Below are 22,864 nucleotides of genomic sequence, written 5' to 3'. Positions count from 1 at the left end.
AGGGAAAGTTTGTATATTTATATAGGAAGATGCCAAAGCGGCTGGAGGATGAGAGATGAATAAAAAAGATATTATCAAACTTCTTGAAACAATTGCAGTATATATGGAACTAAAAGGAGATAATCCTTTTAAAATTTCTGCCTTTCGTAAAGCAGCAGCGGCACTGGAACAAGACGACCGCAGCCTTTCTCAAATAGATGATCTATTAGCATTACCCGGCATTGGAAAAGGAACCTTTGCTGTGATCACAGAGTATATCGAAAAAGGACAATCAGAAACACTCGAACAATTAAAAAAGGAAGTGCCTGAAGGACTTGTCCCGCTCTTAAAATTGCAAGGACTTGGCGGGAAGAAGATTGCTAAGCTTTACCAAGAGCTTGGAGTCCATGATGCACAGTCATTAAAGGAAGCATGTGAAGCGGAAAAAGTACAAGCGCTTGCAGGCTTCGGTAAAAAAACAGAAGAAAAGATTCTCGCTGCTCTTGAGGAGGCCGGAAAGCAGCCAGAACGACTGCCAATTGGCTTTGCATTAGATGTGGCAGAGCGGATTGATCATGCGCTTGAACAGATGAAGGGTATTCTTCGTTTTTCTAGAGCTGGCAGTCTAAGACGTGCAAGGGAAACTGTCAAAGATCTAGATTATATCATTGCGACCAGCGATCCTGAACAAGTCAGAGAGCAGCTCGTTGCACTTGATGATGTCAAAGACGTTATCGCAAGCGGTGATACGAAGGTATCTGTCATTCTTGCCCTTGATTTTGAGATCAGTGTAGACTTCCGGCTTGTGACAACAGATCAATTTGCCACAACGCTGCATCATTTCACCGGCTCAAAAGATCACAATATTCGCATGCGCCAGCTTGCGAAGGAACGCGGAGAGCGTATTAGTGAATATGGTGTGGAAACAATTGAAACTGGGGAAGTCAAAACGTTTGAAGACGAGGCCGCTTTTTATGCGCATTTTGAACTTCCGCTCATTCCGCCAGAAATTCGTGAAACCGGAGCGGAGATTGATACGTATAAAGAAAGTATGCAATTTGTAGAGTTAAAAGATATCAAAGGCGACCTTCATATGCACTCGACTTGGAGTGACGGTGCATTTTCTATTCGCGAAATGGCAGAGGCATGTATCGCAAAAGGCTATGAATACATGGCGATTACAGACCACTCGCAATATTTAAAAGTAGCAAACGGTTTAACAAAAGAACGTTTACGTCTGCAAGCAAAAGAAATTGACAAGCTGAATCAAGAATTCCAGCATTTTCACATTTTCAAAGGGGTCGAAATGGATATTCTCCCGGATGGATCATTAGATTATGATGATGACTTTTTATCAGACATGGATTTTGTGATTGCGTCTATCCATTCGAGCTTTTCTCAGCCAGAGGAAGTCATCATGGAGCGCCTTGAAAATGCGCTGCGGAATCAGCATGTGGATTTAATTGCACATCCAACAGGCCGTTTGATCGGCAGACGGGACGGCTATGCCTTAAATATAGATCAGCTTATAGAGCTTGCGAAGAAAACGGGAACTGCACTAGAGCTCAACAGCAACCCGTCAAGACTTGATTTGAAAACAGAGCATTTAATGAAAGCAAACGAAGCAGGTGTAAACATCATGATCAATACAGATGCACACAATATCGCCATGCTGGATCATATGGAAGTTGGTGTAACAGCTGCAAGAAAAGGCTGGACACCAAAAGCAAATGTCGTGAATACTTTTTCTCTAAACGAGATCAAAAAGTTTTTAACGCGTGACAGGTAGTCGTTAGGAGGCTGGACCATGCTGCAACAAAAAGTGTTAGCATCATTAGAATTTCATAAAGTAAAAGAAAAAGTCATGTCCTATACCGCATCCTCATTAGGAAAAGAAAGAGCGCAGGATTTAACGCCGCTGACGGATATAGAAACCATTCAGCATTTGCTGGAAGAGGTAGCAGAAGCACAGGATGTTATCCGCTTAAAGGGATCGGCGCCATTTGGCGGGCTGACGGATATTAGACGCGGGGTCAAACGGGCAGAAATCGGCAGTACATTAAGCCCGTCTGAGCTCATGGAAATTGCAGGACTATTATATGCTGTGAAGAATATGAAGCATTTTCTCAAGTCCATGTATGAAGATGGTGTAGACATACCACGACTTCATACATATGCAGAGACACTGATTTTACTGCCTGAAGTCAGAAAAGAAATCGAAAGCTGTATTGGTGATAATGGAGAAGTTCTCGACCATGCCACCCCGGCACTTCGTTCATTGCGCATACAATTACGTTCACTTGAATCAAAAGTTCGAGATAAATTAGAATCCATGATTCGCTCACAATCTGCTTCGAAAATGCTGTCAGACACGATTGTCACTATTCGTAATGATCGGTTTGTGATTCCGGTAAAGCAGGAGTACCGCTCGAATTACGGCGGAATTGTTCACGATCAGTCATCATCTGGGGCAACCCTTTTTATCGAGCCGCAAGTGGTCGTGGATTTAAATAACACCTTGCAGCAAACCCGTTTAAAAGAAAAACAAGAGGTCGAAAAGATCCTGCAAATGCTGACAGAGAGTGTGTCAGAACACATTGAGGAACTGCTTCACAATGTAAAGGAGCTTCAGACGTTAGATTTTATTTTTGCTAAAGCAAAATATGCAAAGGCAGAAAAAGCCACAAAGCCTGCTGTGAACGATCAAGGGGAAATTTATTTAAAGCGGGCAAGACATCCTCTATTGCCTAGGGATCAGGTTGTGGCAAATGACATCGAGCTCGGCAAAGATTTTTCAACCATCGTCATTACTGGCCCAAATACAGGGGGTAAGACAGTTACCTTAAAAACGCTTGGTCTTCTCACGCTGATGACGCAGTCAGGCCTTCATATTCCAGTTGAAGAAGGATCGGAAGTGGCGGTGTTTGACCAAGTCTTTGCTGATATTGGAGATGAACAGTCGATTGAGCAAAGCTTGAGTACGTTCTCATCTCATATGGTCAATATTGTGGATATCTTAAAGAATTTGACATCTAACTCACTCGTGTTATTTGATGAATTAGGGGCAGGAACAGACCCTGCTGAAGGTGCCGCGCTGGCCATGAGTATCTTAGATGAAGTGCATCAAACAAATGCACGCGTCATCGCAACGACTCACTATCCTGAGCTGAAGGCTTACGGGTATAACCGAGAAGGTGTCACAAATGCGAGCGTGGAGTTTGACATTGAAACCTTATCACCAACGTACCGCTTGCTCATCGGTGTGCCCGGACGAAGTAATGCATTTGAAATTTCTAAACGTCTTGGTTTGCCAGATCACCTCATTGACCGGGCAAAAGCGGATATGCATGCCGAACATAATGAAGTAGACCAAATGATTGCTTCATTAGAAGACAGCAAGAAACAAGCAGAAGAAGAGCTGCATGAGACAGAAATCTATAGAAAAGAAGCAGAAAAGCTTCATAAAGAATTGCAGAGACAAATTCTTGAATGGAATGAGCAAAAGGACAAACTGCTAGAAGAAGCTGAACAAAAAGCGGCAGAAAAAATTGAACAAGCCTCAAAAGAAGCAGAAGATATTATTCAAGAGCTTCGGTCGATAAAAAATGAGCATCGCTCATTCAAAGAGCATGAACTCATCGATGCGAGAAAGCGTCTTGAAGAAGCAGTTCCTGAGTTTGACCGGAAGAAAAAGCCAGAGCCGGTGAAAAAAGCAGCAAGACAGCTAAAATCAGGCGACGAAGTGAAAGTGCTCACCTTCGGGCAAAAAGGAACGCTGCTTGAACAAACAGGTGACAAAGAATGGAGTGTCCAAATGGGCATTCTGAAAATGAAAGTAAAAGAAAAAGATATGGAATTTATCAAATCAGCACCTGAATTTAAGCAGGAAAAAGCCATTACGGCAGTCAAAGGAAAAGACTATCATGTATCGCTTGAGCTTGACTTAAGGGGCGAGCGTTATGAAAATGCCTTAAGCAGAGTCGAGAAATATTTAGATGATGCTGTCTTAGCTGGTTATCCGCGAGTGTCAATCATTCACGGAAAAGGAACTGGCGCCCTTAGAAAAGGGGTTCAGGAATTACTGAAACAGCACCGAAGTGTGAAAAATGCTCGTTTTGGGGAACAAGGCGAGGGAGGATCAGGCGTTACCATCGTCGAATTAAAGTAAAAAGGAGAAAACGCATGAAAGCCTTTTGGGAAAATGAACTTGTGGAAATTGCCGCCTATTACAGCGTGGCCGTCCTATGTCTTGTCTTATTTCTAACCATTTTTGAACTCGTTACCTCCTATAAAAACTGGGAGGAGATCCAGCGTGGGAACTTAGCTGTTGCCATGGCAACAGGCGGAAAGATTTTTGGGATTGCGAATGTGTTTCAGCATTCAATCGCACAGCACAATTCCCTTCTGCAAATGGTTGGATGGGGCGTATACGGCTTTGTGATGCTGCTTGTCAGCTATTTCATTTTTGAATTTTTAACACCGCGATTTAAAGTAGACAAAGAGATTGAGAATGATAATAGAGCGGTCGGGTTTATTTCACTCATTATTTCAGTTGGGCTGTCTTACGTAGTAGCAGCCGGCATTTAAGGAGACGACATGGAAAAGCTAGCAAAAGTATTAATCGTAGTTGCCTGCACTTTTGCGGTCATTGGTGCCGTTTACATGTTCCTGTGAAATGAAGAAGACAAAGTGAGAAAGCTGTCAGGGGTCCCTTGGCAGCTTTTATCTCACCCAAAGGCGGCGAATCACATGAAGAAAATTCTGCAAAAAGACGAACTCATAAAGCGCATTGATACATGTCTCCAAATGACATCCCTGCCAAGAGACATATATGAACCGTATATTGCACGCCCATTTCAAACGACTGGATTTTTTGATGATTTGAGCCCTTATATTCAAATCGATCCGAGTGGCTATATTCTCATTCAATATGAACGAGGAATCCAAATGCTGCATAAAAGAACAAAAGCGGCGGATGAAGTCATTTACTGGATTTTAGAAGACACGATCTTTCTTACAGTCTACATAGACATGATGAGGCAGTATCAAGTCGACAACATCCAGACGCATTTACCTAATGACCCGAGTATCCATCAACAGATCGTGGAGAGAGTAAATGAGTCATTCCGTGCAATTGGTGGATTATATGAACAGTGGCATCATGAAGGAAAAAGAGCATCGATCGAAACACCAGCGAAGAAATAAAGATGGCATGGAACCAAGCTCTATTTGAAAAAAGCAAACTGCCTTAAGGAAAAGTTTGCTATAATAAAATAGTACGAAAGTTCAGGAAGGAGGGTTTTTATGCAGTCAGATAAACGTTGGCTTCTGCATTACCCGAATCAAATTCCCCACGAACTCACCATCCCAAATGAGACGTTACAATCTTACTTATTCAGCTCCGCAGAGGCTGCACCTGAGCATACAGCCATTCATTTTCTAGGAAAAAACATCACCTATGAACAGCTCCAGGAAGAAGCATTGAAACTAGCTGGTTACCTGATGAAAATTGGCGTGAAAAAAGGCGACAGAGTAGCGATCATGCTGCCAAACTGTCCTCAATCTGTCATTTCTTATTATGCTGTTTTAATTGCAGGCGGCATTGTTGTTCAAACGAACCCGCTTTATACGGAGAAAGAACTGGCATATCAAATGGAGGACAGTGGCTCAAAAGTGCTGATTACACTGGATTTATTGTATCCAAAGGCCTATAAAATGAAAGCGCTGACAAGTATGGAGCACTTGATCATCACCAAACTACAGGATTATTTACCATTTCCGAAAAACATTCTGTTTCCTATCGTCCAAAAAAGAAAAAATAAAATGGTCATCCAAGTGGAGAAAAGTGAGACCATTCATCACTTCTCACAAATTATGAAAGAATCGTCAGAAGAACAGATTCCGGCGCTTGCCTTTGAACCGAAAGAGGATGTCGCTGTTTTGCAATATACAGGCGGAACGACTGGTTTACCAAAAGGGGTCATGCTGACGCATGAAAATATTTTAGCGAATACTGAAATGTGCGCTTCTTGGATGTATAAAACGACAAGAGGCAAAGAACGAATCCTCGGCATCATTCCGTTTTTTCATGTATACGGAATGACGACCGTATTAAATCTTGCTGTCAAAGAAGGGCATTCAATGATTCTCCTTCCGCGATTTGACGCAGCTGATACCCTCAAAACGATTGAAAAACAGAAACCGACGCTCTTTCCAGGTGCACCCACCATGTATATTGCCTTGCTGCATCATCCGAACATTGAAAAATATGACCTGTCGTCCATCACTGCATGTTTAAGCGGCTCGGCGGCTCTTCCTGTTGAAGTCAAACAGAGCTTTGAGAAATTAACAGGAGGGCGTTTAGTAGAGGGGTATGGTCTTTCAGAAACTTCACCAGTGACCCATTCTAACTTTTTATGGGGAGCGAACAAAACAGGCAGCATTGGCTGTCCGTGGCCTGGGACAGACGCAGGCATTTATTGCGAGGAAACGGGTGGCCTTAAAGAGCCGTATGAGCACGGAGAAATTATCGTCAAAGGGCCGCAAATTATGAAAGGCTATTGGAATCAGCCAGAGGAGACAGCAGCTGTATTAAGGGATGGATGGTTTTTCACCGGAGATATTGGGTATATGGATGAGGACGGTTTTTTCTATATCGTTGACCGGAAAAAAGATGTCATTATTGCGAGCGGTTATAATATTTACCCAAGAGAGGTCGAAGAAGCCCTATATGAGCATGAGCTTGTACAAGAAGTCGTTGTCGCAGGTATACCAGATCCTTATAGAGGCGAAACAGTAAAAGCGTTTGTTGTACCGAAAAAGGATGCTTATTTAACAGAGGATGAACTCGATCGCTTTGTCAGAACGAGAATTGCTTCATTTAAAGTACCGCGCGTGTATGAATTTAAAGAATCACTGCCTAAAACGGCTGTCGGAAAAATTTTGCGCAGAGTATTAATTGAAGAAGAAAAAAGAAAGCAAGCTTCATCATCTGAGACACCTGTCGATCAATTGAAGAAATAACGGCCTTCATCATCCGGTCGAGCGGCCGGATGATTTGAATGCTGACAGTCTGCTCTGGTATGATAAAGGTTGAAAAGAAAGAAGAAGATCACTTGACAAATCACCCGTTTCTTTTTAACATAAAGTTATGAATGAATGCTCATTCAATTTAGAAAGGGACGAAGCACATTGAAGCAGAAAAGACCGAAGTACATGCAAATTATTGATGCAGCAGTTGTGGTGATTGCGGAGAACGGCTATCATCAATCACAAGTTTCAAAGATTGCGAAACAAGCAGGGGTGGCAGACGGAACCATTTATCTTTATTTCAAAAACAAAGAGGATATTCTCATCTCATTGTTCAAAGAAAAAATGGGACAATTCATCGAACGGATGGAGACAGATATTCAAAAGAAGCCGTCTGCCAAAGAAAAGCTACTACTGCTGATTGAGGAGCATTTTCGCATGCTGGCGCAAAATCATCATTTGGCTCTTGTGACACAGCTTGAACTCAGGCAGTCAAACCTTGAGCTGCGGCAAAAAATCAATGAGGTGCTAAAAGGGTATTTAAATATGCTCGAGTCGATTTTAACAGAAGGAAAGAAAACAGGAGAATTCAGACAAAATTTAGATGTCCGCTTAGCAAGACAAATGGTATTTGGGACGATTGATGAAACCGCAACAACATGGGTCATGAATGATCAAAAGTATGATCTGCCTGCACTCGCAGAAAGTGTACATGATCTGCTGTTAAACGGAATACATCAATCCTAAAGACAATGTGAAAAAGGATGATTGACATGGAAAAAATACTCAGCTTACATCATGAAGGAAAGACAGCGCTCATCACGATTCAGAACCCGCCTGCAAATGCCTTATCCTCTCAGCTGCTCACTGAGCTTAATGACATGTTCGATAAGCTCGAACAGAATGAAGAAGTAAGAGCGATTGTGATCCACGGAGAAGGCAGATTCTTCTCAGCAGGTGCTGATATTAAAGAATTTACGACTTTACAGGAAGAGTCTGATTATGCAAGCCTCGCTGATAGAGGACAGCAAGTCTTTGAACGGATTGAACAGTGTCCAAAGCCAGTCATTGCCTCGATTCACGGAGCAGCATTAGGCGGGGGCCTTGAGCTTGCTATGTCTTGTGATATCCGAATCGCAACAAAAGATGCAAAGCTTGGACTGCCAGAACTAAACCTTGGCATTATTCCAGGATTCGGCGGCACGCAGCGCCTCCCGCGCTACGTTGGTTCTGCTAAAGCGCTTGAAATGATGGGAACAGCTGAACCGATTACAGGTGAAGAAGCATTTACGTGCGGCCTTGTTACAAAGCTGGCAGAAACAGAGGAAGAAGCGCTCGAAGCGGCCAAAACACTTGCGGGGAAATTTGCCGCGAAAAGCCCAAAATCACTTGAATATGTGCTTGATTTATTGAACGCCACAAAATTGTATTCATATGACGGCGGAATGAAGCTGGAAGCCAAAAAGTTTGGTGAGGTTTTCCAATCAAATGACGCCAAAGAAGGCATCCAGGCCTTTATCGAAAAGCGCAAACCGAACTTTAAAGGGGAATAAGGGATAAGTACGACACAAGGGGGAGAAATAAATGAATATATTTGTTTTGATGAAGCGTACGTTTGACACGGAAGAGAAAATTTCGATTCAGTCTGGTGCAATTCAAGAAGATGGAGCAGAGTTCATTATTAATCCTTATGACGAGTATGCCATTGAAGAAGCTATTCAGCTTCGCGATGAGCACGGGGGAGAAGTGACCGTTGTGACAGTTGGCGGTGAGGATGCAGAGAAACAGCTGAGAACAGCGCTTGCTATGGGCTGTGACAGGGCCGTCTTATTAAATGTGGAGGATGACTTAGAAGAGTGGGACCAATATTCTGCTTCTACCATTCTTTATCACTATTTAAAGGACAAAGAGGCTTCCTTGATCTTAGCAGGGAATGTAGCAATTGACGGCGGCTCTGGACAGGTAGCCCCGCGTCTTGCTGAATTACTCGGTTTTTCATACGTGACTACGATAACAAGTATTCAAATTGACGGCGGCTCTGTATCGATTGAACGAGATGCAGAGGGGGATGTGGAAGTTATTTCTGCCGAACTTCCGCTTGTCGTCACAGCTCAGCAAGGACTCAATGAGCCTCGCTATCCATCATTACCAGGCATTATGAAGGCAAAGAAAAAGCCTTTAGAAGAATTGGAACTTGATGATTTAGATCTGGATGAAGACGATGTACCATATAAAATCAAAACAATTGAACGTTTCTTACCGGAGAAAAAAGAGGGTGGCAAGGTGCTGAGCGGCGAGCTTCAGGATCAAGTCAAAGAACTGACAGATCTACTCAGAAATGAAGCAAAAGTCATCTAAACATCCACTTTACGATATCACGAGAACAAGGGGGAGCTTGAAGATGAGTAAAAAAGTTGTTGTACTTGGAGAAAGTCGTGACGGTAAGTTAAGAAATGTGACATTTGAAGCCATTGCTGCCGCTCACAAAGTGGCAGAGGGCGGTGAGGTCATTGGCGTGTTAATAGGGGATGACGTCAAAGGCCTAGCGGATGAACTGCTTTACTATGGAGCGGATCATGTCATGATTGTGGAGCATCCGCACCTTTCATATTATACGTCAGATGGTTTTGCGCAGGCGCTTCAAGCCATATTAGATCAGGTTGATCCAGATGCTGTACTCTTTGGCCATACATCTATCGGAAAAGACTTGTCGCCGAAAATAGCCGCACGTCTCCAGACTGGCTTGATTTCAGATGCGATTGATGTAAGCGTTACCGGTGAACATCTTGTTTTCACTAGACCGATTTACTCTGGAAAAGCCTTCGAAAAAGTCATTTCGACAGACCGTCTGCTTCTAGCAACCATCCGGCCAAATAACGTGGCACCACTTGAGCGGGATACGTCACGAGGCGGAGAAGTCACACCAGTTACTGTCGACATTCAAAACCTTCGGACGATCGTGAAGGAAGTCATTAAAAAAACGTCAGAAGGTGTAGATTTATCAGAAGCAAAGGTCATTGTTGCTGGAGGGCGCGGGGTTAAGAGCAAGGAAGGCTTTGAACCGCTGAATGAACTCGCTGAGACGCTGGGTGCAGCAGTCGGAGCCTCGCGCGGCGCCTGTGACGCCGACTACTGTGATTATGCCCTGCAAATTGGCCAGACAGGAAAAGTCGTCACACCAGACCTTTATATTGCATGCGGGATATCAGGAGCGATTCAGCATTTAGCGGGAATGTCTAACAGTAAAGTCATTGTGGCCATCAACAAAGACCCAGAAGCGGAAATCTTCAAAATCGCCGATTATGGAATTGTTGGTGACTTGTTTGAAGTGGTACCGCTTTTGAATGAAGAGTTAAAAAAGATGAATATCCACTCGTAACGCTCATACACTCAGAATGCCTAGGTATTCTGGGTTTTTTTGTATGTTATTAAGAAGAAAAGGAGCGGTTGACAAGTGAAGGGGACAGTAAAAGTCAATGACGTGATCGGACGCATTTCTAAACACATTTACGGGCACTTTCAAGAGCATTTAGGAAGAGGGATTTATGACGGGATTTGGGTAGGAAAAGACTCAGAGATTGATCATATTGAGGGGATTCGTACTGATGTACTGAAGGCCCTTCAAGCATTACATATTCCGGTGCTGAGGTGGCCGGGGGGCTGCTTCGCAGACGAGTATCACTGGGCAAATGGTGTAGGTGATCTGAGTGAACGAAAGCCGATGGTCAATACCCATTGGGGTGGTACGGTTGAATCCAATGCATTTGGTACGCATGAATTTATGGCATTGTGTGAGCTGCTTGAATGTGAACCTTACATTTGCGGCAATGTGGGAAGCGGGTCTGTTCAAGAATTAGCCGATTGGGTCGAATACATGACATTTCCAAAAGGGATACCTATGTCAGATTGGCGCATTAAAAATGGAAAACAAGAACCTTGGAAGCTGACCTATGTTGGTGTAGGCAATGAAAGCTGGGGCTGCGGCGGGAATATGACGCCTGAATACTATGCAGATTTATATAAACGCTATCAAACGTACGTAAGAGAGTTTGCAGGGCAGCGTATTTATAAAATCGCCTGCGGCGCGAACTCTAATGACGTGAATTGGACGAAAGTATTGATGGAGCGGGCCGCACCGTGGATGGATGGGCTCAGTTTACATTATTACACCGTACCGGGTACATGGGAGAAGAAAGGATCAGCGACTGAATTCGATGAGGATGAATGGTTTATCACGCTGAAAAAGGCCTATGAGATGGAACGGCTTGTCGAAGACCATGGAGAAATCATGGATCGTTATGACCCAGACAAGCGAATCGGGATGATTATTGATGAATGGGGGACATGGTATGACCCAGAGCCAGGGACAAATCCTGGGTTTTTATATCAGCAAAACACACTAAGAGACGCCCTTGTGGCCGCACTCCATTTTCATATTTTTCATCGCCATTGCGAGCGGATTCATATGGCAAATATTGCTCAGACGGTCAATGTGCTGCAAGCGATGGTATTAACAAAGGACGAAAAGATGCTTCTGACACCTACGTATCATGTATTTCACATGTTTCAAGTGCATCAAGAGGAAGAAGCGCTTGAAGTGGAGTTCGTTTCACCGCCGTATGAACGAAGAGGTGAAAAAATTCCTCAGGTCAGTGTGTCCGCCTCGCGTTCATCAGGTAAGATGCATATTAGCTACTGTCACTTGAATCCGCATGAACAAACAGAGATATCCCTTGCCATTGCAGGGATTGAAGAACAAACGAAAGTCACTGGACGTGTACTGACGGCTGATCGCATGAATGCCCATAATACATTCGATGATCCTCATTCTGTTCAGCCAAAAGACTTTCAGCAAATGGCTGTAAAGTCCGGCGAATTAACGGTGGAGCTGCCGCCAATGTCAGTGGTCATGATAACTGTCGACCTCGCTTAATTGCATATTTCGATGTTTGATGAGAAGAATGTTGGGGCATCATACATTGTAAATGAAGCGGAAAGGGTGTCATGTCATATGCTTAGAACCATTCTTATGATCATCGGTGCGATTGTTGTTATTGGTGCGATTATACGGTTTGTTTTTTAATTCATTTCCTAAAAAATGATTCGTAAGCATTTCATTCGCAAGTCACATTGGTAGATGCTATACTAAAAAGCATAATTTACATTGGAGGAATGAATAATGGCAATCGTAAAAGCTACTGACGCAACATTTTCACAAGAAACTGCAGAAGGTGTTGTTCTTGCAGACTTTTGGGCACCATGGTGTGGACCTTGTAAAATGATTGCTCCAGTTCTTGAAGAACTTGATCAAGAAATGGGCGACAAAATGAAAATCGTAAAAATTGATGTAGACGATAACCAAGAAACTGCTGGTAAATACGGCGTTATGAGTATCCCAACACTTCTTGTTTTAAAAGACGGTGAAGTTGTAGAAACTTCTGTTGGTTTCAAACCAAAAGAAGCACTTGCTGAACTTGTCAACAAACATCTATAAACCGATCTATGTCCAAGCGGCATAATCATTGAAGCGGTTCTCGTAAAGACGAGAGCCGCTTTTCTTTCAGCATGGTATAAAACAAATGTTCGTGATACACTAGAAGGAGTGAAAGAGGAAAACAAGGACGGATGAAAATATGAACAAACTAATCAAAGAAAAGCTGTCAGTCCTGCCGGATCAACCAGGCTGTTACTTAATGAAAGATAGACAAAATACGATCATTTATGTAGGAAAAGCAAAGGTTTTAAAAAACAGGGTGCGCTCTTATTTCACTGGATCACATGACGCCAAAACGCAGCGGCTTGTCAGTGAAATTGAAGACTTTGAATACATTGTCACCTCTTCTAATATCGAAGCGCTCATTTTAGAACTGAATTTAATCAAAAAATATGACCCAAAATACAATGTCATGCTCAAGGATGACAAGACGTATCCTTTTATAAAAATTACGAATGAACGCCATCCTAAGCTGATCGTCACCCGCAATGTAAAAAAGGACAAAGGAAAATATTTCGGTCCATACCCAAACGTACAAGCAGCAAGAGAAACGAAAAAGCTGCTCGACCGCCTATATCCACTGAGAAAATGCGCCACCCTTCCTGATCGCGTCTGTCTTTATTATCATCTTGGACAATGTCTTGCGCCATGTGTGTATGACATTTCCGAGGAAACGAATAAGCAGCTCGTGGACGAAATCACAAGGTTTCTAAACGGAGGACATCAGCAAATCAAAAAAGAACTCACCGAAAAGATGCAGGAAGCCGCTGAAAATTTAGAGTTTGAACGGGCAAAAGAACTGAGAGACCAAATCGCATATATCGACTCAACGATGGAAAAACAGAAAATGACGATGAGTGATTTATCAGATCGAGATGTCTTTGCCTATGCCTATGATAAAGGCTGGATGTGTGTCCAAGTCTTCTTTATCAGACAGGGGAAATTGATTGAACGTGACGTCAGCCTTTTTCCAATGTATCAGGACCCTGAGGAGGAATTCCTCACGTTTATGGGGCAGTTTTATGAAAAGAACAACCATTTTCTGCCGAAGGAAATTCTGGTTCCGGACAGTGTTGATCAAGAGATGATTGAGCAATTGCTTGAGACGAACGTTCACCAGCCGAAAAAAGGAAAGAAAAAGGATCTGCTTTTACTTGCGCATCAAAATGCCAAAATCGCCTTAAAAGAAAAATTTTCGCTCATTGAGCGTGATGAAGAGCGGACAATTGGTGCGGTGAAGCAGCTCGGGGATGCGCTTAATATTTATATGCCATACAGAATCGATGCATTTGATAACTCAAATATTCAAGGAGCAGACCCGGTTTCTGCCATGGTCGTCTTTCAGGACGGGAAGCCCTATAAAAAGGAATACCGAAAATACAAAATAAAAACCGTCTCAGGGCCAGATGATTATGCATCCATGCGTGAAGTCATTAGAAGACGATATACCCGTGTGTTAAAGGATGAACTGCCGCTGCCAGATTTAATTTTAATTGACGGAGGAAAAGGACAGATCAACGCAGCCATCGATGTGCTTGAAAATGAATTGAATCTGTCTGTCCCAGTCGCAGGTCTTGTAAAAGATGAAAAACACCGGACATCGAATCTCATGATAGGAGATACACTTGAAATTGTTGCGCTGGAGCGGAATAGCCAGGCCTTTTACTTATTGCAGCGCATTCAAGATGAAGTGCACCGCTTCGCTATTAGCTTTCACAGGCAGCTCCGCGGAAAAAATGCATTCCAGTCTATTTTAGACGATGTACCAGGTATCGGAGAAAAGCGTAAAAAGCAGCTCCTCAAACATTTTGGCTCTGTGAAAAAAATGAAAGAAGCCTCTATCCAAGACTTTCAGGAGGCTGGCATTCCGAAACAGACGGCTGAACTTTTAATGGAAGCATTAAAAAAATAGATTGTACTTTTATTAAAAGTCTGTTAAGATGTGACTAATTTAATAAATGAACGTGTTGTTTGTTGAAGATAGAGGTGCGAACTTCAAGAGTAAGCCTTCGGAGATCGATGGGATCTAAGAAGAGGGCTGAAAGGGGAGCGTCGCCGAAGTGAATAAAATCCACTCATTTTATTCGCTGGCTGTACATTGAAGAAATGTAGGGCTGTCAAGAATTCATTTCTTGGAGGGCTATCTCATTGTTTGCATCGTTTAATGATGATTTTAAAGCAATGGGAGATTTGTTCTCTCATTGCTTTTTTATTTGCAGTGAGCGGACAGTCTCCAAGCTGCCTCTTCTCTCACACGTGAACTTTTGAAAAAGGGTGGTAGACATGGGACTAATTGTACAAAAATTTGGCGGAACTTCCGTTGGGTCGACAGAAAAAATTCGCAATGCCGCAGAGAGAGTGATCGCTGAACGCGAGGCAGGACATGATGTGGTTGTGGTTGTATCAGCGATGGGCAAATCAACGGATGTTCTAGTAGACCTAGCGAAAGAACTCACAGACGATCCAAGCAAAAGAGAAATGGATATGCTGCTCGCAACTGGTGAGCAGGTGACCATTTCATTATTATCGATGGCGCTACAAGCAAGAGGTTATGATGCCATTTCCTTTACAGGCTGGCAGGCTGGTATGAAAACAGAGCATGTACACGGAAATGCAAGAATCGTGGACATTGATGAATCAAGAATAAAAGAGGAATTAAGTGCGGGGAAAGTCGTTGTTGTGGCAGGCTTCCAAGGAATTGCAGATAACTTACATATCACAACTCTTGGCCGCGGCGGATCAGATACAACAGCTGTGGCACTGGCTGCCGCACTAAAAGCTGATAAATGTGATATATACACAGATGTACCAGGAGTGTTTACGACAGATCCGCGTTATGTATCATCTGCGCGGAAACTTGCAGGCATTTCATACGATGAGATGCTTGAGCTGGCTAATTTAGGAGCTGGGGTTCTGCATCCAAGAGCTGTTGAATTTGCGAAAAATTATCAAGTCCCACTAGAAGTCCGTTCTAGTATTGAAAATGAATCGGGTACGTTAATTGAGGAGGAATCATCCATGGAACAAAACTTAGTCGTCAGAGGCATTGCATTTGAAGATCAGATTACACGTGTGACAGTGTGCGGGCTTTCAAGTGGTTTAACAACATTATCGACCATTTTTACGACGCTTGCGAAACAGAATATCAATGTCGATATCATCATTCAGTCTGTCACAAGCACCAATCAGACGTCGATTTCTTTCTCTGTCAAAACGGATGATTTGTCCAAAACAGTTGAAGTATTAGAAGAATATAAAGGGGCGCTTGGCTACGAACAGATTGAGACAGAAAGCAAATTAGCGAAAGTATCCATCGTGGGATCTGGAATGGTCTCAAATCCAGGGGTAGCTGCTGAAATGTTTGCTGTGTTAGCGCAAAAAGACATTCAAGTGAAAATGGTCAGTACGTCTGAAATCAAAGTCTCAACGGTCGTTGGCCGTGATGATATGGTCAAAGCGGTTGAAGCGCTGCATGACGCGTTTGATTTATCAAAGGTGAGCGCCGCTGCTCACTCTTAAAAAGGTAAAGAGGTGATCTCACGAAAGAGGGTCGCCTCTTTTTTCTATATGGAAACGGCTGAAACGGGCGTAAACCCATTCATTAAGTATGCTATGATAGATGTAGACATATAAAAAAGGCGTGACCTGAAGTCCGCGCCTTTTATCAAGAGTATTAGCTAGGGTCTCTTAAATCCCATTTAACAGTTAAAATGACTTTCTCAGCACGCTTTTTCACTTGTTCGTAGGATTCAGCCACGTGCTCATTCAGAAGCTGAATTTGTTCAGCAATAAAACCCGCTTCCATCTGAAAGCATGGCTCCTTTTGATAGGTGAGACGATTGGATACTAGTGGACCTTCGAGCTCAAACTCAATTTCCTGTTTTTTCGAATGGACCATCGTGAGAGTCCCCCATCCGGCATCATGGAAAAATTCGGGGATCTTTTCCCATGACTCTTGAGGAAATTTACGAGCAAGCAGTTTACCCGCAAAATACATCATAGATGAATGGTCCTGACCAAGAATATCAGGCAGCAGAACTTCGCGTATCAGCTCGTAGGCAAATCCATTGACTTCAATTTCTTTTAGCTGTTCTAAGTTAGATTCGAATTTATTCATTGTACGGCTCCCCTCTTTCAACAATTTATTATAGCTTATGTGGGCATATGATGACAGAGTTTTCCCTGAAGTCTAAGAAATTCTTATTGTAGTAAAACGAATTTTGATTTAAAACTTTTAAATTTCGGAAAATTTTAATTTATGTACGCGGTTTCTTGACGCTTTTTTGACATAGGAGTAAAATGAAATTGTCAATAAATTTGAATAAAGTGCTTACAATTGAAAGAAGCGGGGGTAAGACAATTTTCAAGCAATTGCACTTTTTTTACTAGGGGGTAAAGTAATGTCGGGGAACAAAGAATTTTTTTATCGGAGATTGCATTCTTTGCTTGGCGTCATTCCGGTCGGTCTATTTTTAATACAGCACTTAGTGGTTAACCACTTTGCGACAAATGGACCAGAGGCGTTTAACAAAGCTGCACACTTTATGGAACAGCTTCCTTTCAGATATGCACTTGAGCTGTTCGTGATTTTCTTACCACTGATCTATCATGCTGTTTATGGGGTGTACATAGCCTTTACGGCACAAAACAACACGTCTCGCTTCAGTTACTTAAGAAACTGGCTGTTCAGATTGCAAAGGATTTCAGGTATTATCACATTGATTTTTGTCTCTTGGCACGTATGGGAAACACGAATTCAAGCTCAGCTTGGAGCTGAAGTCAACTATGACATGATGGCGAATATTTTAAGCTCTCCATTTATGCTAGGCTTCTATATTGTCGGCGTTTTATCTACTATTTTCCACTTTGCTAATGGCTTGTGGTCATTTGCTGTCAGCTGGGGAATTACCGTTTCACCACGCTCACAACGAATCTCCACATATGTGACATTAGGTATATTTATAGCGCTTTCATATGTAGGGCTAAGAGCAATTTTCGCTTTTGTTTAAGAGGAAATAGATTAGTAGAAGAGGGAGAGGGGCTACAATGAGTAATTCTAGCATCATCGTTGTCGGAGGCGGCTTAGCTGGTCTCATGGCAACTATTAAAGCAGCAGAAGCGGGAACAGCTGTTCAACTATTTTCAATCGTACCTGTGAAACGTTCGCATTCTGTATGTGCACAGGGCGGAATCAACGGAGCGGTCAATACAAAAGGTGAAGGGGATTCACCTTATGAGCATTTTGATGACACGGTATACGGCGGAGATTTCTTAGCCAACCAGCCGCCAGTAAAGGCAATGTGTGAAGCAGCACCGTCCATTATCCACTTACTTGATCGTATGGGTGTTATGTTTAATAGAACACCAGAGGGATTATTGGACTTCCGCCGCTTCGGGGGAACACAGCACCACCGTACAGCGTTTGCTGGAGCTACAACAGGCCAGCAGCTATTATACGCACTGGATGAGCAGGTTCGCCGCTATGAAGTAGCAGGACTTGTCACGAAATATGAAGGCTGGGAATTCCTTGGCGCTGTTTTAGATGACGAGGAAGTATGCCGCGGGATTGTCGCGCAAAACTTGACGACAATGGAAATTGAATCCTTCCGATCAGATGCAGTCATTATGGCAACAGGCGGTCCTGGAATCGTGTTCGGTAAATCAACAAACTCTATGATTAACACTGGATCTGCAGCATCTATCGTCTATCAGCAAGGTGCGCATTATGCAAATGGAGAATTCATTCAAATTCACCCGACAGCGATCCCAGGAGATGACAAGCTTCGTCTTATGAGTGAATCAGCTCGTGGTGAAGGCGGACGTGTTTGGACATATAAAGACGGGAAGCCTTGGTACTTCCTTGAAGAAAAATACCCAGCATACGGGAACCTTGTACCACGTGACATTGCAACGCGTGAAATCTTTGACGTATGTGTCGAGCAAAAGCTTGGCATCAACGGAGAGAACATGGTATATCTTGATCTTTCTCACAAAGATCCAAAAGAGCTTGATATTAAGCTTGGCGGAATCATTGAAATCTATGAAAAATTCATGGGTGACGACCCGCGTAAGCTGCCGATGAAAATCTTCCCGGCTGTTCATTACTCTATGGGCGGATTATGGGTCGATTATGATCAAATGACGAATATCAAAGGTCTATTCGCTGCCGGAGAATGTGATTACTCAATGCACGGCGGAAACAGACTTGGTGCAAACTCACTTCTTTCTGCGATTTACGGCGGAATGGTCGCTGGACCAAATGCGGTGAAGTACATTAACGGTCTTGAAAAATCTGCGGAAGACCTTTCTTCTGCACTATTTGACAGCGCCGTGAAGAAAGAGCAGGAGAAATGGGACAACATCCTCAGCATGGATGGTACTGAAAATGCGTACGTGCTTCATAAAGAGCTTGGAGAATGGATGACGGATAACGTTACAGTGGTTCGTTACAATGACAAACTCTTAAAAACAGATCAGAAGATCGAAGAACTAATGGAACGCTACAAGAAGATCAACATCAATGATACCGCATCATGGAGCAACCAAGGCGCTGCCTTCACGCGTCAGCTTGACAATATGCTTCAGCTGGCAAGAGTCATTACGATCGGGGCATATAACCGGAATGAAAGCCGAGGCGCACACTATAAACCGGAATTCCCAGAAAGAAACGATGAAGAATTCCTTAAAACAACGATGGCTACGTTCAAAGGGAAAAATCAAAAGCCTGCATTCCACTATGAGGACGTCGATGTATCGTTAATTGCACCTCGTAAACGAGATTACTCGAAGAAAAAGGTGGAGAAATAAGATGAGTGAAAAAAACACAATTCAATTCATTATCACACGTCAAGATACAGCAGATGGAAAGCCTTATGATGAGGAATTCGAAATCCCTTACCGTCCGAATATGAACGTCATTTCTGCACTCATGGAAATTAGACGTAACCCGGTCAATAAACAAGGTGAAAAAACAACGGCGATCAACTGGGATATGAACTGTCTTGAAGAGGTGTGCGGAGCCTGTTCTATGGTTATTAATGGAAAACCGCGCCAGTCATGTACAGCCTTGATTGACAAGTTAGATCAGCCGATCCGTCTCCAGCCGATGAAGACATTCCCGGTCGTGAGAGACTTGCAGGTTGATAGAAGCCGCATGTTCAACTCCTTGAAAAAAGTAAAAGCATGGGTGCCGATCGATGGCACATATGATCTTGGACCTGGACCAAGAATGCCTGAGAAAAAACGTCAATGGGCGTATGAGCTTTCTAAATGTATGACATGTGGTGTCTGCCTTGAAGCTTGTCCAAACGTAAATGATAAGTCTTCCTTTATGGGCCCTGCTCCGCTTTCGCAAGTTCGTCTATTTAACGCACATCCGACAGGTGCGATGAATAAGTCTGACCGTCTAGAAGAAATTATGGGAGACGGCGGTCTTGCGAACTGCGGGAACTCTCAAAACTGTGTGCAGGCTTGTCCGAAAGGAATCCCGCTGACAACGTCAATTGCAGCACTTAACCGAGATACAACATTACAAGCTTTCCGTAACTTCTTCGGAAGCGATCACGCAGAATAACATCACATTCAGTCCTCTTTGCCAATCATGATGAGTGTTTACAAGAGGCTGGATGGAACACAAAATAAACGCCTCTTCCAATATGGGAGAGGCGTTTATTGATGAATAAGGAGATGATGAAGTGAGACTTCCATCATATATTGAGGAACCATTTGAAGAATGGAGAGCATCCTTTCGATTTTATGTCGAAACGACTGTCCGTTTTTCAGAAACGGATATGTTCGGCCATATGAACAATGTCACCCCTTTTGTGTATTTTGAAGAAGCACGGATTGCCTTTTTTCAAAAAACAGGAATTGTGGATAAACGAATGAAACGTGTGAAAGAGACGATTACAGTCGTGGCAAACCTGCAATGTGATTACATCAAACAGGTGGAGATTGGGGAGCGGCTTCGTGTGTATGTAAAGCCGGAAAAAGTCGGATCAAGCTCACTTATCCTTCATTATTTAGGAGAAAACGAGCAGCAGGAACCATGCTTTACAGGCTCAGTCACCATGGTGCAAATTAATAAAGAAACAGGCGCATCTGTCCCATTTACAGAGGAAGAAAAAGAGACATTTCAAGCTCAGCGAAATGGGTAGCATGCAGCCTCAGCAACGTGTAAGCTTCATTTTGTTATAATAAAAAGATCATATCAAGAAGAACAAAAGGAGAACACATGAAGATTTTTCAATATGACACCATTGATAGTACAAATAATGAAGCGAAAAGGCTCATTCAGCAAGGAGAAAAACCTTCATTTGCTGTCTATGCACATCAGCAGACTGAAGGAAGAGGCAGGCTAGGCAGGCCGTGGGAAACGCCAGCAGGGAATGTCGCTTTGACCATGACGGTTTTGCCGCCAGAAGAACTCTCCACCCAGTCAACGATTGCTCCGCTGACGGCACTAGCGATCTACGATGTACTCAAACCTCTCATAAGGGCTGAGGATCAGCTGGCGATCAAATGGCCAAATGATATTCTCATCAATGAAGCAAAGGTATCAGGCACATTGATTGAAGCGGACCGTATCGCCATTTATATCGGGGTTGGCATCAATGTGAAGACAAAGCCGGAGCATGTTCCGTACAAAACCATTTGCCTATCAGAGCTTACAGAGGTAAAAGCTGATCAGCTTGTGAAAGAACTTGCCGCCGCTTTTGAAAAATATCATACACGCTGGAAGAATGAAGGGTTTGAAGCACTCACTTCCCTCTATAACAAACGGTTATATCGTCTTCATAAACCGCTGCGGATCTCGTTAGACCGTGAAAAACAAACATGGGAAGAGGGCATTTGCTGCGGAGTCAACCGCTACGGTCATCTCCAGCTCAAAGATGAGAAAGGGCAGATAAAAGCTCATTCTGCCGGAGATATCGATGCACCGCTACAGCATTAAAAAAAGCAGACGATATTCTCGTCTGCTCAGCGTGTAGACAAACCCTCGCATTCGTTGTCAGGTCTGCGCTCCGGTGCTCACGAATGTCACATTCGCTCCGCTCCTGTGCTCGTCCTTCCTAGACTTCAAAGGTTTTCTATCACGCTGAATAGAAGACAAAGGGCTAAAAGAAAACCCTTTTAGCCCTTTGTCAACAATCTGAGCAGACGATGTTCTCGTCTGCTTAAGCTTCTCTTTTAATATGAGGCTGAATCACATAGTCTTGTTTTGTGAAAACAACTCCGTCTAGAATTTCTCTTGCAGTTCGAATGACTTTGACTCTGTTTTGAGAGATGTCAATTTCCGTTTGCATAATCCCGGCAGGATGCCCAATACGAAGGGTGTCATCTTGACCTTGGAACAGCTGAGAAGGAAGCGTTTCATCCAAGAAACAGCTGGCCGTTACACAGACAGAACCAGTAATGGCAAGTGCTTGGTGTGGCCTTTGCATCGATAGCATACGAACGATGATGTCCATATCTTCTGCTCGTCTCAAGATTCCATTTGTATCTACATAATCAGCAGGCTCGCTGATGAGCGCAAGCTTTGGAACAGCTGGAGACTGTAATGTGGCCATTTCTTTTGGTGCAAAATGACACATTTCAGCAGCGAGAGAACGAATTTCTTCTAAATCATCCAGTAATTCGTCTGTAAACTCTTCAGGTAATTCAGTTCCTTTTAATTGAATATCTTTCGCGCGAATAAAGGCAATTGGATTTGCAATGTCAACGATCGAGATTGGAATCTCCCCAAACTTTGTTTGAATCGTATCAATTTTGTTTCCAGTCGGATAGGTTTTACCTGTGACAGCTCCTTCAGGTTTCTCAAAGGATAAATAAATGGGAGAACCAGTTCCTTTTACGCCTGGAATTTCTGCCTGTCCTTCAAATTTTACTTCCCCATTTTCAACTTCGACCTCTGCCGTAATGACTTTATTTGTATTGGTATTGAGGATACGTACAGTCGTAATGGGCTCAACTGCTTGAACAAGTCCTTTAATGATCGCATATGGTCCAACGGCTGATGAGATGTTCCCGCAGTTTCCTTTAAAGTCGACATATCTCTCATTAATACTGACCTGTGCAAATGTATAGTTCACATCCACATCCGGGCGTGTGGCTTTATCGATAATGGCCACTTTACTTGTTAAAGAATTACCGCCGCCGATCCCATCGACCTGCAGCCGGTCAGGACTGCCCATAATGTCTAATAGAAATGCCTCGAGCTCATCGTGTTCATATGGTGCATTGTCAGCGTGAATGAATACTCCTTTGCTTGTACCGCCTCGCATGATTGTGATTGGAACTTTTCTCATGACTCTCACCCTCAATTTTTAATTAACTGTTTATCTAACCAAAATGGTAAAGTAT

The 22,864-nt window shown here is 43.2% G+C and carries 20 protein-coding genes and 1 riboswitch; of the genes, 18 read left to right on the top strand and 2 right to left on the bottom strand.

Features of this window, described 5'->3' with window-relative positions; all coding sequences use genetic code 11:
- The first annotated feature begins 55 nt into the window (after window positions 1–55).
- From polX to MHH61_RS02780, 13 genes are all read left to right on the top strand, one after another.
- A complete protein-coding gene (gene polX, locus MHH61_RS02840) occupies window positions 56–1,768 on the top strand; it encodes a DNA polymerase/3'-5' exonuclease PolX (protein WP_125587582.1) in 1,713 nt (570 codons plus the stop codon).
- Window positions 1,769–1,789: 21 nt separating this feature from the next.
- Window positions 1,790–4,147, top strand: a complete 2,358-nt coding sequence (locus MHH61_RS02835; RefSeq protein ID WP_024423224.1) for an endonuclease MutS2 — start codon at window positions 1,790–1,792, stop codon at window positions 4,145–4,147.
- Between the two features lie 14 nt (window positions 4,148–4,161).
- On the top strand, window positions 4,162–4,566 hold the full coding sequence (locus MHH61_RS02830) for a DUF350 domain-containing protein (protein WP_007501637.1): 405 nt from the start codon (window positions 4,162–4,164) through the stop codon (window positions 4,564–4,566).
- A 162-nt stretch (window positions 4,567–4,728) separates the two neighbouring features.
- Window positions 4,729–5,184: an immunity 63 family protein gene (locus tag MHH61_RS02825; protein ID WP_122631840.1), complete on the top strand. Its 456-nt coding sequence runs from the start codon at window positions 4,729–4,731 to the stop codon at window positions 5,182–5,184.
- 99 nt (window positions 5,185–5,283) lie between these two features.
- Window positions 5,284–7,002: an AMP-binding protein gene (locus MHH61_RS02820; protein ID WP_025092455.1), complete on the top strand. Its 1,719-nt coding sequence runs from the start codon at window positions 5,284–5,286 to the stop codon at window positions 7,000–7,002.
- 168 nt (window positions 7,003–7,170) lie between these two features.
- Entirely contained in the window at window positions 7,171–7,755 is a 585-nt protein-coding gene (locus MHH61_RS02815) for a TetR/AcrR family transcriptional regulator (RefSeq protein ID WP_024427175.1), read from the top strand.
- 26 nt (window positions 7,756–7,781) lie between these two features.
- Window positions 7,782–8,561 (top strand): enoyl-CoA hydratase, encoded by a 780-nt coding sequence (locus tag MHH61_RS02810; protein ID WP_087978439.1) that lies wholly within the window; start codon window positions 7,782–7,784, stop codon window positions 8,559–8,561.
- 31 nt (window positions 8,562–8,592) lie between these two features.
- Window positions 8,593–9,366, top strand: a complete 774-nt coding sequence (locus tag MHH61_RS02805; RefSeq protein WP_024427173.1) for an electron transfer flavoprotein subunit beta/FixA family protein — start codon at window positions 8,593–8,595, stop codon at window positions 9,364–9,366.
- A 43-nt stretch (window positions 9,367–9,409) separates the two neighbouring features.
- Window positions 9,410–10,387, top strand: a complete 978-nt coding sequence (locus tag MHH61_RS02800) for an electron transfer flavoprotein subunit alpha/FixB family protein (protein WP_065214554.1) — start codon at window positions 9,410–9,412, stop codon at window positions 10,385–10,387.
- A gap of 75 nt (window positions 10,388–10,462) precedes the next feature.
- Window positions 10,463–11,941, top strand: a complete 1,479-nt coding sequence (locus MHH61_RS02795; protein ID WP_125587583.1) for an alpha-N-arabinofuranosidase — start codon at window positions 10,463–10,465, stop codon at window positions 11,939–11,941.
- A 246-nt stretch (window positions 11,942–12,187) separates the two neighbouring features.
- Window positions 12,188–12,502 (top strand): thioredoxin, encoded by a 315-nt coding sequence (trxA, locus tag MHH61_RS02790; protein ID WP_007501629.1) that lies wholly within the window; start codon window positions 12,188–12,190, stop codon window positions 12,500–12,502.
- Window positions 12,503–12,641: 139 nt separating this feature from the next.
- Complete coding sequence (gene uvrC, locus MHH61_RS02785; RefSeq protein ID WP_125587584.1) at window positions 12,642–14,414, top strand: excinuclease ABC subunit UvrC; 1,773 nt, start codon at window positions 12,642–12,644, stop codon at window positions 14,412–14,414.
- Window positions 14,415–14,475: 61 nt separating this feature from the next.
- A riboswitch (Lysine riboswitch) is annotated at window positions 14,476–14,653 on the top strand.
- A gap of 132 nt (window positions 14,654–14,785) precedes the next feature.
- Window positions 14,786–16,021 (top strand): aspartate kinase, encoded by a 1,236-nt coding sequence (locus tag MHH61_RS02780; protein ID WP_125587585.1) that lies wholly within the window; start codon window positions 14,786–14,788, stop codon window positions 16,019–16,021.
- A gap of 154 nt (window positions 16,022–16,175) precedes the next feature.
- Here the strand turns inward: MHH61_RS02780 and MHH61_RS02775 are convergent, their stop codons facing one another.
- Window positions 16,176–16,619: a YslB family protein gene (locus tag MHH61_RS02775; protein WP_024423214.1), complete on the bottom strand. Its 444-nt coding sequence runs from the start codon at window positions 16,617–16,619 to the stop codon at window positions 16,176–16,178.
- A 283-nt stretch (window positions 16,620–16,902) separates the two neighbouring features.
- On the opposite strand from MHH61_RS02775, the gene MHH61_RS02770 reads away from it, so the two are divergent.
- The 5 genes from MHH61_RS02770 to MHH61_RS02750 all read left to right on the top strand — a co-directional run bounded on the left by MHH61_RS02770 (window position 16,903) and on the right by MHH61_RS02750 (window position 21,455).
- Complete coding sequence (locus MHH61_RS02770) at window positions 16,903–17,511, top strand: succinate dehydrogenase cytochrome b558 subunit (RefSeq protein ID WP_024423213.1); 609 nt, start codon at window positions 16,903–16,905, stop codon at window positions 17,509–17,511.
- Window positions 17,512–17,548: 37 nt separating this feature from the next.
- Window positions 17,549–19,309 (top strand): succinate dehydrogenase flavoprotein subunit, encoded by a 1,761-nt coding sequence (sdhA, locus tag MHH61_RS02765; RefSeq protein ID WP_024423212.1) that lies wholly within the window; start codon window positions 17,549–17,551, stop codon window positions 19,307–19,309.
- Window position 19,310: 1 nt separating this feature from the next.
- Window positions 19,311–20,075: a succinate dehydrogenase iron-sulfur subunit gene (sdhB, locus tag MHH61_RS02760; protein WP_034279749.1), complete on the top strand. Its 765-nt coding sequence runs from the start codon at window positions 19,311–19,313 to the stop codon at window positions 20,073–20,075.
- 121 nt (window positions 20,076–20,196) lie between these two features.
- A complete protein-coding gene (locus tag MHH61_RS02755) occupies window positions 20,197–20,658 on the top strand; it encodes a thioesterase family protein (protein WP_024423210.1) in 462 nt (153 codons plus the stop codon).
- Between the two features lie 77 nt (window positions 20,659–20,735).
- Window positions 20,736–21,455 (top strand): biotin--[acetyl-CoA-carboxylase] ligase, encoded by a 720-nt coding sequence (locus MHH61_RS02750; RefSeq protein WP_125587586.1) that lies wholly within the window; start codon window positions 20,736–20,738, stop codon window positions 21,453–21,455.
- Window positions 21,456–21,678: 223 nt separating this feature from the next.
- Here MHH61_RS02750 and MHH61_RS02745 read toward each other — a convergent pair whose 3' ends face one another.
- The gene (locus tag MHH61_RS02745; protein WP_024427166.1) at window positions 21,679–22,809 is read right to left on the bottom strand and encodes a 2-methylaconitate cis-trans isomerase PrpF family protein; all 1,131 of its coding nucleotides are present in this window, start codon (window positions 22,807–22,809) and stop codon (window positions 21,679–21,681) included.
- Window positions 22,810–22,864 lie beyond the last annotated feature (55 nt).

The organism is Bacillus sp. FSL K6-3154, from assembly GCF_040869395.1.
Taxonomy (GTDB): domain Bacteria; phylum Bacillota; class Bacilli; order Bacillales; family Bacillaceae; genus Bacillus; species Bacillus safensis.
This window is presented reverse-complemented; position numbering and strand designations above follow the sequence as displayed.

Bases quoted from the DNA above. Each gene is read 5' to 3' on its own strand.
- polX (WP_125587582.1), top strand. From the start codon at position 56: ATGAATAAAAAAGATATTATCAAACTTCTTGAAACAATTGCAGTATAT.
- MHH61_RS02830 (WP_007501637.1), top strand. From the start codon at position 4,162: ATGAAAGCCTTTTGGGAAAATGAACTTGTGGAAATTGCCGCCTATTAC.
- MHH61_RS02825 (WP_122631840.1), top strand. From the start codon at position 4,729: ATGAAGAAAATTCTGCAAAAAGACGAACTCATAAAGCGCATTGATACA.
- MHH61_RS02820 (WP_025092455.1), top strand. From the start codon at position 5,284: ATGCAGTCAGATAAACGTTGGCTTCTGCATTACCCGAATCAAATTCCC.
- MHH61_RS02810 (WP_087978439.1), top strand. From the start codon at position 7,782: ATGGAAAAAATACTCAGCTTACATCATGAAGGAAAGACAGCGCTCATC.
- MHH61_RS02805 (WP_024427173.1), top strand. From the start codon at position 8,593: ATGAATATATTTGTTTTGATGAAGCGTACGTTTGACACGGAAGAGAAA.
- MHH61_RS02800 (WP_065214554.1), top strand. From the start codon at position 9,410: ATGAGTAAAAAAGTTGTTGTACTTGGAGAAAGTCGTGACGGTAAGTTA.
- trxA (WP_007501629.1), top strand. From the start codon at position 12,188: ATGGCAATCGTAAAAGCTACTGACGCAACATTTTCACAAGAAACTGCA.
- uvrC (WP_125587584.1), top strand. From the start codon at position 12,642: ATGAACAAACTAATCAAAGAAAAGCTGTCAGTCCTGCCGGATCAACCA.
- MHH61_RS02780 (WP_125587585.1), top strand. From the start codon at position 14,786: ATGGGACTAATTGTACAAAAATTTGGCGGAACTTCCGTTGGGTCGACA.
- MHH61_RS02775 (WP_024423214.1), bottom strand. From the start codon at position 16,619: ATGAATAAATTCGAATCTAACTTAGAACAGCTAAAAGAAATTGAAGTC.
- MHH61_RS02770 (WP_024423213.1), top strand. From the start codon at position 16,903: ATGTCGGGGAACAAAGAATTTTTTTATCGGAGATTGCATTCTTTGCTT.
- sdhA (WP_024423212.1), top strand. From the start codon at position 17,549: ATGAGTAATTCTAGCATCATCGTTGTCGGAGGCGGCTTAGCTGGTCTC.
- sdhB (WP_034279749.1), top strand. From the start codon at position 19,311: ATGAGTGAAAAAAACACAATTCAATTCATTATCACACGTCAAGATACA.
- MHH61_RS02750 (WP_125587586.1), top strand. From the start codon at position 20,736: ATGAAGATTTTTCAATATGACACCATTGATAGTACAAATAATGAAGCG.
- MHH61_RS02745 (WP_024427166.1), bottom strand. From the start codon at position 22,809: ATGAGAAAAGTTCCAATCACAATCATGCGAGGCGGTACAAGCAAAGGA.